Annotated in this window: 9 protein-coding genes; 5 read left to right on the forward strand and 4 right to left on the reverse strand. The window is 50.7% G+C overall.

Annotated features, from left to right (window positions below; all coding sequences use genetic code 11):
• Positions 1-88 precede the first annotated feature (88 nt).
• On the reverse strand, positions 89-3202 hold the full coding sequence (gene acrD, locus AC3G3F_RS13670; RefSeq protein WP_023245943.1) for a multidrug efflux RND transporter permease AcrD: 3114 nt from the start codon (positions 3200-3202) through the stop codon (positions 89-91).
• A 185-nt stretch (positions 3203-3387) separates the two neighbouring features.
• Positions 3388-5088 carry a nitrate/nitrite two-component system sensor histidine kinase NarQ gene (gene narQ / locus AC3G3F_RS13675; RefSeq protein WP_023245942.1) on the reverse strand — a complete coding sequence of 567 codons (1701 nt, stop codon included), beginning with the start codon at positions 5086-5088 and terminating at the stop codon, positions 3388-3390.
• 185 nt (positions 5089-5273) lie between these two features.
• On the opposite strand from narQ, the gene aegA reads away from it, so the two are divergent.
• Together aegA and AC3G3F_RS13685 are read left to right on the forward strand one after the other, a co-directional pair.
• Positions 5274-7235 carry a formate-dependent uric acid utilization protein AegA gene (gene aegA / locus AC3G3F_RS13680; RefSeq protein ID WP_488395160.1) on the forward strand — a complete coding sequence of 654 codons (1962 nt, stop codon included), beginning with the start codon at positions 5274-5276 and terminating at the stop codon, positions 7233-7235.
• A 533-nt stretch (positions 7236-7768) separates the two neighbouring features.
• Positions 7769-9223, forward strand: a complete 1455-nt coding sequence (locus tag AC3G3F_RS13685) for a PAAR domain-containing protein (RefSeq protein ID WP_488395162.1) — start codon at positions 7769-7771, stop codon at positions 9221-9223.
• 419 nt (positions 9224-9642) lie between these two features.
• On the opposite strand, the gene pbp4b is transcribed toward AC3G3F_RS13685, so the two are convergent.
• Entirely contained in the window at positions 9643-10941 is a 1299-nt protein-coding gene (gene pbp4b, locus AC3G3F_RS13690; RefSeq protein WP_053529998.1) for a penicillin binding protein PBP4B, read from the reverse strand.
• A gap of 209 nt (positions 10942-11150) precedes the next feature.
• Between pbp4b and nudK the strand changes: the two genes are divergently transcribed.
• The 3 genes from nudK (at position 11151) to AC3G3F_RS13705 (ending at position 13253) form a co-directional block, all read left to right on the forward strand.
• A complete protein-coding gene (nudK, locus tag AC3G3F_RS13695; RefSeq protein ID WP_053507823.1) occupies positions 11151-11726 on the forward strand; it encodes a GDP-mannose pyrophosphatase NudK in 576 nt (191 codons plus the stop codon).
• Positions 11727-11850: 124 nt separating this feature from the next.
• The gene (locus AC3G3F_RS13700) at positions 11851-12894 is read left to right on the forward strand and encodes a DUF1176 domain-containing protein (RefSeq protein ID WP_053529999.1); all 1044 of its coding nucleotides are present in this window, start codon (positions 11851-11853) and stop codon (positions 12892-12894) included.
• A gap of 128 nt (positions 12895-13022) precedes the next feature.
• A complete protein-coding gene (locus AC3G3F_RS13705; protein ID WP_023245936.1) occupies positions 13023-13253 on the forward strand; it encodes a hypothetical protein in 231 nt (76 codons plus the stop codon).
• Positions 13254-13316: 63 nt separating this feature from the next.
• Here the strand turns inward: AC3G3F_RS13705 and tkt are convergent, their stop codons facing one another.
• The gene (tkt, locus tag AC3G3F_RS13710; RefSeq protein WP_053530000.1) at positions 13317-15317 is read right to left on the reverse strand and encodes a transketolase; all 2001 of its coding nucleotides are present in this window, start codon (positions 15315-15317) and stop codon (positions 13317-13319) included.
• Positions 15318-15325: the final 8 nt, after the last annotated feature.

Genomic DNA, 15325 nt, shown 5'->3' on the forward strand with positions numbered 1-15325 from the left:
ACCGCGCTCCCATAGGGGATAAAAAAAGGCGACTCAACGAAAGTCGCCTTTTTTGTGCCCGACACCTCGTATCAGGCTGCCCGATACCTTATTCCGGGCGCGGCTTCAGCGGGAAGCGGCGCCGTACCAGCACGAAGAACAGTGGTACAAAGAAGATAGCCAGAATGGTTGCTGAGATCATTCCACCCATCACGCCGGTCCCGACAGCATGTTGGCTACCCGAGCCAGCCCCGTTGCTGGTCGCCATCGGCAATACGCCAAAGATAAACGCCAGCGAGGTCATCAGTATCGGACGCAGGCGCTGGCGGCTGGCGTGCAGCGTGGCGTCTAACAACGGGTGCCCCTTCTGGTTCATTTCGTTGGCGAATTCCACAATCAGAATCGCGTTTTTTGCCGAGAGGCCGATAACGGTCAACAGCCCCACCTGGAAGTAAACATCGTTTTCCAGCCCACGCATCCAGGTGGCGAGCAACGCGCCAATGACGCCGAGCGGCACAACCAGCATCACTGAGAAGGGCACTGACCAGCTTTCATATAATGCCGCCAGACACAGGAAGACGACTAATAGCGAAATGGCGTACAGCGCGGGCGCCTGCGCGCCCGAGAGCCGTTCCTGGTAAGACATGGCTGTCCATTCCAGGCCAAAACCGCCCGGTAGCTGATGCACCAATGACTCCATGATGTCCATAGCTGTCCCGGTACTGACGCCCGGCGCGGCCTCTCCGACAATTTCTACCGCCGAATAGCCGTTATAGCGTTCCAGACGCGGCGATCCGGTTTCCCAGCGCGAGGTGGCGAAGGCGGAGAAGGGGACCATGCCGCCGTCTTTGTTACGGACATACCAAAGATTAATATCATCCGGCAACATACGATATTTCGCCGCCGCCTGGACATAGACCTTCTTCACGCGGCCCCGGTCCATAAAGTCGTTGACGTAGCTCGACCCCCAGGCCGTTTGCAGGGTATCGTTGATATCGTCAATCGACACGCCCAGCGCCTGCGCTTTCCGTTGGTCAATATCAATTTGCAGTTGCGGACTGTCGTCCAGGCCGTTGTGGCGCACGCGGGTCAGGGAACTGTTTTTCCCTGCCAGCTCAATGAGTTGATCTCGTGCGGCCATCAGCGCGTCATGGCCTGCTCCGGCGTGATCCTGTAATTCCATATCAAAACCGGCGGAGCTGCCCAGACCGCTAATTGCCGGCGGGCTGCTGGCGAAGACGCGAGCTTCTTTAATCTGGTTAAATGCTTTTGTCGCCCGTTCAATAATGGCGAACGAGGTGCCGGTGGTGGGATCGCGCGCGTCCCAGTCTTTCAAGCGGACAAACATGCGCGCAACGTTTTGCCCATTCCCGCCAGGGCCGGAACCTACCGTCGAGAAGACCGACATAATGTTGTCTTTCTCATGGGTGAAGTAATAGTTTTCAACCTTTTCAACGACTTTCAAGGTCTGCTGTTGCGTAGAACCGCTCGGTAGCTGGATAGATGTGGTGAACATGCCCCGATCTTCTTGCGGCAGAAAGGAGGTGGGGAGGCGCAAAAACAGGAACACCATGCCGCCAAGCAACAGAACATAAATCAGAATCCAGCGCAGGCTGCGATGCAAAATTTTCGCTACGCCTTTTTCATAACGTTCGGCATTACGATTGAAGGTACGGTTAAACCAGCCGAAAAATCCGCTTTGCCCGTGCTGCTCGCCTTTGCGCAACGGTTTTAACAAGGTCGCGCACAGCGCCGGCGTCAGGATCATGGCGACCAGCACCGACAGCACCATTGCCGAGACAATGGTAATAGAAAATTGACGATAAATAGCCCCGGTGGTGCCGCCAAAGAACGCCATCGGCACGAATACCGCAGACAGCACCATCGCGATACCGACCAGCGCGCCCTGGATTTGCCCCATGGATTTGCGCGTCGCTTCACGCGGGGTGAGGCCTTCTTCGCTCATGATGCGTTCGACGTTTTCCACCACCACGATGGCATCGTCGACCAGTAGCCCGATCGCCAGCACCATCGCGAACATGGTTAATGTGTTAATACTGTAGCCGAACGCGTAAAGCACGGAGAAGGTGCCCATCAATACTACCGGCACGGCGATCGTCGGAATCAGCGTGGCGCGAAAGTTTTGCAGGAACAGATACATCACCAGGAAAACCAGCGCGATAGCTTCCAGCAACGTTTTGACTACATCGATAATCGATGCTTTGACAAAGGAGGTGGTTTCATACGCGATCTTGTATTCCAGGCCGTGGGGGAAGTACTGCGCCAGCTCGTTGAGGCGATCCAGCACCAGCTTCGCGGTCGCCATTTCGTTCGCACCGGAGGCCAGCTTAACGCCGAGACCGGAAGCCGGATTGCCGTTAAAACGGCTGAGGTAGTCATACTTTTCCGCCCCCAGTTCCACGGTGGCGACATCGCCCAGTTTGACCTCGGAACCGTCCTGATTAACGCGCAGGGTGATATCGCGAAATTGTTGCGGCGTTTGCAGCAGCGACTGCGCATTGATGGTGGCGTTCAGCGCCTGCTTGTCGACTGAAGGCGTACCGCCAAGCTGCCCGACGGCGATTTGCGCATTCTGCGACTCAATCGCATTGGTCACGTCTTTCGCGGTCATCTGAAAACTATTCAATTTGGCCGGGTCGAGCCAGATACGCATAGAGTACTGTGAGCCATAAGCGTCAATATCGCCTACGCCGTTAACGCGGCTGAGCGGGTCCTGAATATTACTGGCGACGTAGTCGGCGATATCCTGCTTGTCCATAGAACCGTCGGTAGAGACGAAGGCGATGGTCAAAATATTGGTATCGCCCGTTTTGCGTACCGTGACGCCTTGATCCTGTACCGCCTGCGGCAGTTTACGCATCGCGGACTGTAACTGGTTTTGCACCTGCTGAACCGCCTCATCAGGATCGGTTCCCGCAATAAAGCTCAGCGTGATGGTCGCCTGTCCGGTTCCGCTGCTTTGTGATGACATGTACATCAGATTATCGAGACCCGTCATATTCTGCTCAATAACCTGGGTTACGGTATTTTCCAGCGTTTGCGCCGACGCTCCCGGATAATTCGCGGTAATACGCACGTTGGGCGGCGCCAGATCGGGATATTGTTCAACGGGTAAAGAAAAAATGGCTAACGCCCCTGTCAGACACAACAGGATAGCCAGCACCCAGGCAAAAATGGGGCGATCGATAAAAAAATTCGCCATTAAAGGAGAACCTCGTGTTTCTACATATCGTTATTAGGTATGAACTGCTTCACTGTAGCGGCAAGCTACGAGCCAAACGTGGAGAAATAAAGGAGATAATGTAAATTATCATGCGCTTTTACAGCATACTTTTTGTGCCAACGCCGGAAAGCCTGACATCTGGCCTTCCGGCGCTTTGCCGTTCTTTACGTTAACTGACTCTCTTCCTTGCTGGAGGAGCGAAAACTGATGCTGACCAGCGTGCCGCCGCCGGAGGGTTGCGAAAAATTCAGCGTGCCGCCAAGCCGTTCCGCGCGCTCGCGCATTATATTCAGGCCATAATGTCCGGCAGGCTCATGCGGTTCACCGATACCAATGCCATTATCGTGAATATAAACGGTATGATCGCCATCAGGCGCGGTGACGCAACTCACGGCGATTTCGCTCGCATTGGCGTGTTTAATGGCGTTCAGGACCGCTTCACGCACAATTTGCAACAAATGCACTTGCATTTGCGCATCCAGAGCCAGCGTGGGTAAACGGCAATCCAGCGTGAGTTTGGCCGGGGTCTGACTCTGTAAATCTTCCAGCATCTCGTGTAATGCGCAGGGTAAATCGGCCTGCTGTAACGTCAGACGGAACGTGGTGAGTAGTTCGCGAAGCTGACGGTAGGCGTCGTTCAGCGCTCTGGAAAAATCCGCCATGATGCTTTGCGCGCCGGCGTTATCTTCTGGAATGGCGCGCTTCAAAAGCGTTAATTGAATACGTAAATAAGAAAGTACCTGCGCCAGCGAATCGTGTAGCTCACGGGCAATCGTTGCGCGCTCTTCCATTAACAAAAGTTGCTGGAAGTGTTTTTGCGCCTGATTAAAGTACAAACCACGCCCCAGCATCGTGGAGACGCTGTTCAGCAGCGGCGTGGAGGCATTAACGTTGGGGCTTTGCCAGTGAAGTTCGCCATAGACCGTGTCCTGCATCGTAACCGGCAGCATTTGCATCGGCAAATCGGGGCTTTGCGCGCCTTCGCTAATCCGCCAGTTATCGCCCACGGTTAACTCCAGATACCAGGCGGCGTCATGTTCACGGACAATTTGCAAAATATGGCGAAAACAGTGGACATCGATTTGACTGGTATTCAGCGCCTGGGAGCACTGGTATAACACCTCCAGGCGACGGTGCGCTTCATGCAGATCGTGCGTTTTTTCTTCCACCGAGGCTTCCAGCGAACGGTAAAGTTTATGCAGCTCGCTCGACATTTGACCAAACGTTTTCGCCAATAATCCCAGTTCATTGGGTAAGCTGGTATCCAGCGGCAGCGGGGCGAACTGACCGTGTTCAATACGTTGACTGGCGGTGACCAGTTGATTAAGCGGGCGAACCACCTGTTGGCGAATACGCCGTAGAGTAAAAAAGACCAGCGTAAATATGCCGATACCGCCCGCCAGCGATATGGCGACGACCAGCATGACTTTACGCTCGGCGTAATGCTGTAACGCCAGAACGAAGAGATCAATTTGATCGACGTAATTGTTGATATTGGTCTGATACCAGGCAATGTCGCCGTCTTGTAAGCGGCTATTCATCTCCAGCCAGTTGGCGTGCAGGCGCGCGTAGCGATTTTTCACCGCCTGCGGCACATACCAGGCGTTGAGATTTTGCAGTACCGGCGAGTTGAGCGCGTGCTGGAAAAGTTGACGATGCGCATTAATCTGCGGGCTACGGCTTTGCAGATCGTAACCCAGCCGATAGCTCTGCATCCGTAGCGAACCGGCGATATTGATCGCTTCGGCATCCCGTAAACTGCTGGTCAGCGTCAGTAATGCGCTGCCGGTGGACAGAATAGACAACAGCACAATATAGAAAAAAGCCTTAGCCAGACTGGCCGAGACCGGGCGTTTAACCGTCACACTGGTACTCCCCGCATTTAGCTGAACCGCAATTTCATTTGCTATGAAATAAATTGATCTGCCACAGGTTCTGGACAGATAGTTGTGCTTCCTGGGCAGATGAACATTGCCGACCCCGCCTTCGTCAGTTAATAACAATGCTCATATAAAGAATAAGGTTTTTGCAACCAAAACAGAAGGACGCCATGAATCGTTTTATTATGGCCAATAGCCAGCAGTGTCTGGGATGCCATGCCTGCGAGGTCGCCTGCGTAATGGCTCACAATGATGAGCGACATGTCCTGACTCCACAGCGCTATCAGCCCCGAATTACTGTCATCAAACATCAGCACCAGCGCAGCGCGGTCACATGTCACCATTGCGAGGATGCGCCCTGTGCCCGTAGCTGCCCGAACGGCGCGATCGCGCATATTAACGACAGCGTGCAGGTCAATGCGCAGAAGTGTATTGGCTGTAAATCCTGCGTCGTCGCCTGCCCGTTCGGCACCATGCAGATGGTATTGACGCCCGTCGCGCCAAACCAGTTCAAAGCCAGCGCGCATAAATGCGATCTGTGTCAGGGGCGTGAACATGGCCCGGCCTGTGTGGAAAATTGCCCGGCGGATGCGCTGCAACTGGTCACCGAAGCGTCGTTGACCCATCTGGCTAAAACACGACGGCTGCGTACCGCCCGGCAGGAGATTCGCCCCTGGCATAGCGTTGATACACAACACAGTGGGACAACGAGCAGCAAAGCCGAGCGTATGCAGGCGACGCCGCCGCGCGGCGAACCGGATAAACTGGCGATTGAAGCGCGTAAAACGACCTTTGAGGAAATTTATCTGCCGTTTCGCGCCGCGCAGGCGGAGTGTGAGGCGGCCCGCTGCCTCACATGCGGTGAACACAGTATTTGCGAATGGACCTGTCCGTTGCATAACCTCATTCCCCAGTGGATCGAACTGGTGAAAGCCGGCGATATTGATGCGGCGGTAGAGCTTTCTCACCAGACCAACTGCCTGCCGGAAATTACCGGGCGCGTCTGTCCGCAGGACAGGCTATGCGAAGGCGCGTGTACGCTCCGCGATGAGTATGGGGCTGTTACCATCGGCAATATTGAGCGCTATATCTCCGATCGCGCTCTGAGCAAAGGCTGGCGTCCCGACTTGTCGGACGTACAGAAACTTGACAAGCGCGTGGCGATTATCGGCGCGGGGCCGGCAGGACTTGCCTGCGCGGACGTGCTGGCGCGCCATGGCGTAAGCGCCACCGTCTACGATCGCCATCCGGAAATCGGCGGTTTGCTCACGTTTGGTATTCCGGCTTTCAAACTGGATAAATCTCTGCTGGCGCGACGCCGGGAGATCTTTAGCGCGATGGGGATTCGTTTCGAGCTTAATTGCGAAGTGGGGAAAGATATTTCTCTGGAGACACTGCTGGAGAGCTATGACGCCGTGTTTGTCGGAGTGGGGACCTATCGTTCCATGAAGGCTGATTTGCCGAATGAAGACGCGCCGGGTGTGTACGATGCGTTGCCATTCCTGATCGCCAATACCAAACAGGTGATGGGGCTTCCGGCGTCGCCTGATGCGCCGTTTATTGATACGGCGGGCCTTAACGTGATTGTGCTGGGCGGCGGTGACACCGCAATGGACTGCGTACGTACGGCGCTGCGTCATGGCGCTGCCAACGTCACCTGCGCTTATCGCCGCGATGAGGCCAATATGCCGGGGTCGAAAAAAGAGGTGAAAAACGCGCGGGAAGAGGGGGCTAACTTTGAGTTTAACGTTCAGCCGGTTGAGCTGGTGCTCGATACGCAAGGGCGCGTCAGCGGTATTCGTTTTTTGCGTACGCGGCTTGGCGAACCGGATGGTCAGGGGCGACGCCGCCCAGTTCCGGTACCGGGCAGCGAGTTCGTGATGCCGGCGGATGCGGTCATTATGGCGTTTGGTTTTCATCCGCACGGTATGCCGTGGCTGGAATCGCATGGTGTGAAGGTGGATAACTGGGGACGTATTGCCGCCAGCGTCGAGAGCGTGTTTCGTTACCAGACGTCCAACCCGAAAATTTTCGCCGGCGGCGATGCGGTGCGCGGCGCCGATCTGGTGGTGACGGCGATGGCAGAAGGCCGACATGCCGCGCAGGGGATGCTCGACTGGTTGGCTAAATAATCGTCTTTGTAGGCCGGGTCAGGCCTACAATATTTAATATTATTGACCAGAATCTAATACAAAAAACTGATGAACAAGCTCGGAGTTATCACTGATGGTGATTTTATTCCTGATAAACGCTATTTCTTTCTCGCAGGGAAATATAAAAAGAAGCATTAAAACATTATCAACGTTTTTTATTTATAGAAAATGAAAAGGATAGTGTGAATGAGCATGCTAATAAACTTATTGGGAAAACACACCATGACAGATATGATTATATTCGTGAGGAGCATACAATGACGTTGAAGTGAGAAGACTGTGACAGTTTCTACTAACAAAAAACGGTATTAGTGAAATCAGTAAGATTATTGATAAGGGAAGGCGCTGTAGTCCATTTTTTATTTAGATGCTTTCTAAATAATCCATTTTCGCCATGAATTTTAAAGAGAATAGAATCCAGATTTTTTTCATTAATGAGAATCTCAGCACAAAAATAAAAGAATAAATAGTTCTGGATCGTACCCTGGAGTTTTTACTTAATCGAGGCTCGTATGGGTGTTGCATATTTTTTAAGGCGAGGGGATAAAACAACCTGCGGTGGGACTATTATTACGGGTTGTAGTAATCATCTAATCCACGGACAACCAACGGCACGAGTTGGTGATAAATACATATGTGGTACGGACGGGAAGGTTTATCATATAGTGGGAGGACAGCCGGGCTATTTTATCCATGGTGTGCAGGCTGCCGGAACAGCGCATAGTATTGGAACATGCCCGTATAAATGTCGGTTTATTAATTCCATTTCTAATATGAGATACGGATATGAGAACGAAATCCGTTCTGTGCCGAAGTCGGCAACTCAAAGAGTGGTATCTGAAACGCTTCAGAGTACACCAAAACCGTCTACTGTAGCACTTGGGCCGTCCTGTCCGGTTAAAGAGGATAAATTGCCTCGCGCACCTGTAGATGCGGGGTTTTGCGTATTGCCCTACGGGGCCACACCATCATCTTACGAACCGTGGTTTTTCATTAATCCCCCCGCTGGTACCCGCGAGCTATATCACAAGCTCAATCCTGATATGAAAAAACAACCCGGTTCGATTCTGATTGTTGTTGATCCTGCAAAGCAAGATCAACAACAGATTGAGACATTGCAAAAAGCGCGTGACAGAATTGATAACGCTCTTGAATCTCTTACTTTACAGGAAGCAAAGTTACTGCATGATAACAGAGGGGCCGTAGACGCATTTTCGTATCAGCTTTTCGGTGATTATTTAGGTAAAGCTGGTGATGGTTTGGGATATATTAGCGAAGTCGGTAAAAGTTACTATGAAGAAATTAATAAGATACTAATCGAAATTCAGGAACTATATAAAAACACATATACGTATAACAAAGGTATTATTTCAGGGGAAGAATTTTTTGGTCAACGAGCAAGACTGTTTAAAAAGTTAGATACTATTTTAAACAAATTTTCTAAAACCCATCTTAATCTGGAAGAATATAATAGCATTAAAAAAGCTTTGGGTTTATCTACAAGTTCAATTATGCATCAATGGGATAAAACTGGCGTAGATAATATTGAGAGATATGCTACATATATTGAGAACTCAGCAAAACTAATGAAGTTAATGAAAACAGTTGGCTTTGTTGGTATAGGTTTAGATTTAGCCGGATACACGTCAAATGTTTATGATGCTTGTTCAAAAGGTCGCGAAAGTGCTTGCAGAAAGGCTGCCATTACTGAATATAGTAAATTTGGATTCAAGCAGACAGGCAGTATGCTTGCAGGATTGGTTTCTGGTCGTGCTGCAAATGCGCTTTGTATGTGGGTACTGGGGTTTACTACGATAGAAGCCGCTGGAGTCGGTACTGCTCTATGTTTTGTATCAGGAGTTGGGGTTAGTATTGCATCAGGGAAAATTGCAGAAAAATATAGTGAAGATTTTGGTAAAATTGTAGGGGAACACATCATTTATGAAAAATCATTTAATACAAAATAGAGATGTAATAATTGAAATTCTTCTTTATGCCTTTGTATGTGATTTTGTTTTATTCATAATATGCTACTTTTATAATATAAGAGCATATAAGAAAATAGTTAAGATATACGAAGAAGAAATAGGGTGTCTACCACTTGATACAATTTTATGCAAAAATGCAAGTGTATTTACAACTCCATATTTATATAACTCAAAAGTTAGATTTATAACCAGGAGTTTGAATTTTAAATATCATAAACATTTACATCACGGTATAAGTATAGAAGGTTACAATTTGATACGGAACCTGCCAAGTCGATTAACCTTAGGGTTTAGAATTGAATCATTTTCATTGCTAATTAGTATCCCAATACTGATTGGCATATTTATCATTGTCTAACATCAAATAAAGGGACTCCTCTGGAGTCCCTCCTTAACCATTATTTCAAAGCCCCATACACCTGGTCAACAATCCAGCCATACGTTGCCGCGGGTAATAACCCACTGACAAAAACGTTTGGATTCACTTTAGGATCTGCTACTGGCGAGTGCGGCCTGTTACCTAAAATCACAATCGCCATATGGTTAACCGGATCGATAGACGTCAGCGTTCCGGTCCATCCGGTATGCCCATACGTTTGCGGAGTGGCTAACACCCCGAACGTTGGGGTCATTGAGGCGTTGCCGTTAACGCGCCACCCCAGACCAAAGGTAGCGTCTTCTGGCGAATGGCGAGTAAACTGTTCAACCGTTTTCTTATCGAATAGCTTCACGTTACCGTAGCCGCCCCCATTGAGCATCACTTGCATTAACACGGCCATATCATGGGTGTTAGAAAAGAGTCCGGCGTGTCCTGATACGCCGCCCATTGAATACCAGGCTTTTTCGTCATGCACCTGACCCCATATAGTATTGGTGCGAATATTAGGGAAATGAATCACGCCGTCACGCGTGTTGCCATGTAGTTCCGTTGCGGCGATTTGCGGCGGCGTGAAGCCTTTCATCAGCGGGTTAAAGACGGTATGTTTTAATCCGAGCGGTTTATAAATGGTTGTTTCGACGTAGCGATCTAATGGCATTGCTGTTACCGATTCAATGATAAAACCAAGTATCATATAATCCACGTCGCTGTAGATATGCTTCGACCCGGGTTGATATTCCAGCGGAGTCTTTTTAATCATCTCCAGAGTAGTGCTTTTATTCTGTGAGAATAATTTACCCGCTACTTTTTTATTGGGATATTGTGGGTCGGCAGGAAAGCCCGCGACGTGATGAAGAATGTCAATGATACGGAGTTTATCTTTCCCTTTAATTTTATCACCAGGCATATCCTTAAAACCGGGGATGTATTTTGATACTAAATCATTGACATTTATTTTCCCTTCATACACCAGTTTTTGTAATGCAAAATTAGTGGCATACATTTTTGTGTTTGAAGCCAGGTCATACATCGTGTTAGTGGTCGCCAGAATGGGATTGGCTAACAGAGTGGAACCGTCATATTTTTTGGCATAGCCCCAGGCTTTTTGTAGAACAATATGATTATCTTTTATTACCAGAAGATTAATACTGGGGTATCCGGCATCAATTTGATTTTGAATCCAGCCATCAAGTCGGTTAAGTTTTTTGCTATCAAAGCCCACTTGCTCAGGGCTGGTGTTGGTCAATACCGGATACTCAACGGCAAAAGCTGAAATAGAAAAAGTAAGAAAAACTGCTGCAACGATAGTAAGTTTCATGATTATTTCCTCAGTTTCAGTCCTGCAGTCAAATCATATCGCGATCATGGACTCTGCAGCCTATAGAAGCAGAATATCCTCATAAAGGACAATGACAGGAAGAATGTGGCTATACGTCCGTTCAGTCGGCATTGAGGTTCTATCCCTTCAGCAGACAAAACCGACTTCACGGCGTAATATTAATGCTCTTTTTACACTCTGGAGTCAGCATGTCGCAAACCATTACGCTTATTAAGGATAAAATTCTTTCTGATAATTATTTCACTCTGCGCAACATTACCTATGACCTGACCCGTCGTAATGGCGAGGTTATCCGTCACAAGCGTGAGGTTTACGATCGCGGGAATGGCGCAACCATTCTGCTATACAATTCAACCAAAAAAACTGTGGTTCTGGTTCGCCAGTTTCGCGTGGCGACATGGGTCAATAGTAATCAAGACGGTATGTTAATTGAAACCTGTGCTGGCTTGCTTGATAACGACGAGCCGGAGGTCTGTATCCGTAAAGAGGCCATTGAAGAGACAGGGTATGACGTTGGTGAGGTACGCAAGATATTTGAGCTTTATATGTCGCCAGGCGGCGTTACGGAGCTGATTCATTTCTTCATTGCCGAATATCATGATAGCGAGCGCGCCAGTATCGGCGGCGGCGTGGAGGACGAAGATATTGAGGTGCTTGAACTGCCGTTTTCCCGGGCTCTGGAAATGGTACGCTCGGGTGAGATTCGGGACGGTAAGGCCGTGTTATTGCTTAACTATTTACAGATGTCTAATCTAATGGACTGAAAAAAAAGAAATATATTTCTTTACACAGAAAAGACCAATCCGATAAATCTGATTGAGAACCCTGAGGCGCGAAAGGAAGATACCGCCTTAGCTGTGTTGTTCTGAATCTGGGGTTGTACCGTTCATGCGCTACCGCGTTATTTTTTTTTGTCTGCCTGTCCTGTTGTCGGCCCAGCTACTGTGGGCTGCGCCAGCGCAACGGACTTTTTCCGACTGGCAGGTCACCTGCAATAACCAAAATTTTTGCGTAGCGCGCAATACCGGCGAACATCATGGACTGGTGATGACATTAAGCCGCAGCGCCGGGGCGCGTACCGATGCGGTACTGCGTATCGACCGCGGCGGTCTGGTGCCGCCCGACGCTAAAGAAGCCGCTATTGCGCCTCGCTTATTGCTGGATGGCAAACCGCTTTCGTTCAACAGTCCACACTGGCGCGTGTCGCCCTGGCATCTCATGACGGGCGATCCTGCCACTATCGCCGCGTTTTTACAGACTATTCAGGATGCGCAGGCCATCACCTTAAAAAACGGTGTCCAGACGCTTTCGCTGGCGGGATTAAAAGCGGCGTTACTGTTTATTGACGCACAGCAAAAACGCGTGGGTAGCGAAACCGCCTGGATTGAAAAAGGAAACGAACCGCCGCTCAGCGTTCCCCCGGCGCCGGCATTAAAGGGGATCGCCGTTATTAATCCAACGCCCGTACCGTTGAGTGAGGAAGAACGCAACGATCTGCTGGACTACGCAGCATGGCGGGTAAACGGCATTCGTTGTTCGCTCGATCCGCTGCGGCGCGAGGCGCAGGTCAGCGCGCTGACGGATGATAACGCATTATTGATTGTTAACTGCGAGGCCGGCGCCTATAACACTATCGATCTCGCCTGGATAGTTTCGCGGAAAAAAACGCTCGTCTCGCGCGCCGTACGTTTGCGGCTGCCGTTTAATCGCGGCGTCGAAAGTAATGACATGGAGTTGATGAACGCCTTCTTTGACGAGAAAACGCGCGAGCTGGTGACGTTGGCGAAAGGACGGGGGCTAGCCGACTGCGGTATCCAGACGCGCTGGCGTTATGATGGCGATCGTTTTCGTCTGGTGCGTTATGCCGAAGAACCGAGCTGTGATAACTGGCACGGACCGGATGCCTGGCCCACGCTGTGGATCACGCGTTGAATCTTGGTCGTGATCGCCATTTTCAGAATAGAGATACACCTGTTTAGGCCTCATTTATGGTATAGAGATTGCTACGTTATAGTAAGATTGTTACTTTACCCGAGAGCCTCACCACAGCAGGAAATAGTATGAAAATAAATAATGGCCCCGTATTATGCCCCCATTGTGGCTGCCTGAGCGCTTATTATGAAATAGATCGGCTGGCAGCGATAAGAGAAAAAGTAAATAAAGAAGGAGGCTCAAAGGCATGGGATTCAACATTGCAGGAGCATAAAAAAAAGGCCTTTTGCCTGATGTGCCATAAATCCATTGATGAGGCCGTCATCGGGCAATCTGATGCGCCTGAGTCTACGAAGTAATTTTGCACAGCCTACAGAACAGCTCTGCAGACTGCGCAAAATCTGCGTTTCTAACGCTCACCCTTAGTCTTTTATGTTCAGCACCCGGCGGGCTTTTTCTACAATATTTTCCACGGTAAAGCCAAAGTACGGAAACAGTTTGTCAGCCGGGGCGGATTCGCCGTATCCCGTCATGCCAATAATTGCGCCTTTTAGGCCAACATATTTATACCAGTAGTCAGCTATACCGGCTTCCACCGCGACGCGGGCGGTCACGTGCGACGGTAGCACCGACTCGCGATATGCCGCATCCTGCGCATCGAAAATATCCGTTGAAGGTAACGACACAACACGAACGTTATGGCCCTCGCCAGTCAATTTTTCCGCCGCCTGGAGGGTAATTTCCATTTCCGAACCGGTGGCGATCAGAATGATATCCGGCTTGCCGCCGCTATCTTTCAGAATATAACCGCCGCGGGCTATCGCTTTCACCTGTTCCGGCGTGCGTTCTACCTGCGCCAGATTCTGCCGTGAGAGAATCAGCGCCGTCGGCCCGTGGTGACGTTCGATGGCGAGCTTCCAGCCGACCGCCGCCTCAACCTGATCGCAGGGACGCCATGTGCTGAAGTTTGGTGTTAAGCGCAGGCTCGCCAGTTGTTCCACGGCCTGGTGCGTCGGGCCATCTTCGCCCAGACCGATGGAGTCGTGGGTATAGACCATAATCTGCCGGGCTTTCATTAAGGCCGCCATACGCGCCGCGTTACGCGCATATTCGACAAACATCAGAAACGTGGCGGTATAGGGTACGAAGCCGCCGTGGTGGGCGATGCCGTTGGCAATGGCGGTCATGCCGAATTCGCGCACGCCATAGTGGATATAATTACCTGCCGGTTCCTCTTTCAACGAGGTCGAACCTTTCCAGATAGTCAGGTTGCTCGGTGCCAGATCCGCCGATCCGCCCAACAGTTCCGGCAACAGGGGACCATAGGCATTGAGCGTATTTTGCGATGCTTTACGGGTGGCGATTTTGGCCGGATTAGCCTGCAAGTCGTTAATGAATTTTTGCGTGGCGGATTCCCATGCCTCCGGCAGTCCGCCGCTCATCCTGCGGGTAAACTCCGCTGCCAGCTCAGGCCAGGCTTTCTCATAAGCTGCAAACTTTTCTTTCCACCGCTGCTGCGCTTTCTCACCTTTTTCGCGACCATCCCATGCGCGATAAATCTCTTTTGGGATCTCGAACGCCGGATGATGCCACCCCAGCTTCTGGCGGGTCAGCGCCACCTCTTCTTCGCCCAGCGCCGCACCATGTGACTCCTCCTTACCCGCTTTATTCGGCGAACCAAAGCCTATCACCGTCCGACAGATAATTAGCGAAGGTTTATCTTTTACGCTCTGGGCTTGCAGAATGGCTTTTTTCACCGCTTCCGGATCGTGCCCGTCAATGTCATGCACGACATGCCAGTGGTAGGCTTCAAAGCGTTTGGCGGTATCGTCGGTAAACCAGCCTTCGGTTTCGCCATCAATGGAGATGCCGTTGTGATCGTAGAAGCCGATCAGTTTGCCCAGTCCCAGCGTACCTGCCAGCGAACACACCTCATGTGAGATCCCCTCCATCAGACAGCCATCGCCCATAAAGACATAAGTGTAGTGATCGACAATCTCATGGTCCGGGCGGTTGAACTGTGCGCCTAACGTGCGCTCGGCAATCGCCAGCCCGACGGCATTCGCCAGCCCCTGGCCCAGCGGTCCGGTGGTGGTTTCAACGCCGGGTGTATAGCCAATCTCCGGGTGGCCTGGCGTTTTAGAATGCAGTTGACGGAAGTTTTTCAGCTCCTCCAGCGGCAGGTCATAACCGGTTAAATGCAGCAGACTATAGAGCAGCATGGAGGCGTGACCGTTGGAAAGAATAAAACGGTCACGGTCATACCAGGTCGGATCGGTTGGGTTATGTTTAAGAAAATCGTTCCATAGCACTTCAGCGATATCCGCCATCCCCATCGGCGCGCCGGGGTGCCCGGAATTGGCTTTTTGAACGGCATCCATGCTCAGCGCACGAATCGCATTGGCAAGGTCTTTACGGGACATAAATCACT

It is taken from the genome of Salmonella sp. FC25216, from assembly GCF_057751355.1.

What these genes read in the sequence shown, in the direction of transcription:
- AC3G3F_RS13705 (WP_023245936.1), top strand. Translation starts at nt 13,023, where the DNA reads ATGAAAATAAATAATGGCCCCGTATTATGCCCCCATTGTGGCTGCCTG.
- acrD (WP_023245943.1), bottom strand. Translation starts at nt 3,202, where the DNA reads ATGGCGAATTTTTTTATCGATCGCCCCATTTTTGCCTGGGTGCTGGCT.
- tkt (WP_053530000.1), bottom strand. Translation starts at nt 15,317, where the DNA reads ATGTCCCGTAAAGACCTTGCCAATGCGATTCGTGCGCTGAGCATGGAT.
- pbp4b (WP_053529998.1), bottom strand. Translation starts at nt 10,941, where the DNA reads ATGAAACTTACTATCGTTGCAGCAGTTTTTCTTACTTTTTCTATTTCA.
- aegA (WP_488395160.1), top strand. Translation starts at nt 5,274, where the DNA reads ATGAATCGTTTTATTATGGCCAATAGCCAGCAGTGTCTGGGATGCCAT.
- AC3G3F_RS13700 (WP_053529999.1), top strand. Translation starts at nt 11,851, where the DNA reads ATGCGCTACCGCGTTATTTTTTTTTGTCTGCCTGTCCTGTTGTCGGCC.
- nudK (WP_053507823.1), top strand. Translation starts at nt 11,151, where the DNA reads ATGTCGCAAACCATTACGCTTATTAAGGATAAAATTCTTTCTGATAAT.
- AC3G3F_RS13685 (WP_488395162.1), top strand. Translation starts at nt 7,769, where the DNA reads ATGGGTGTTGCATATTTTTTAAGGCGAGGGGATAAAACAACCTGCGGT.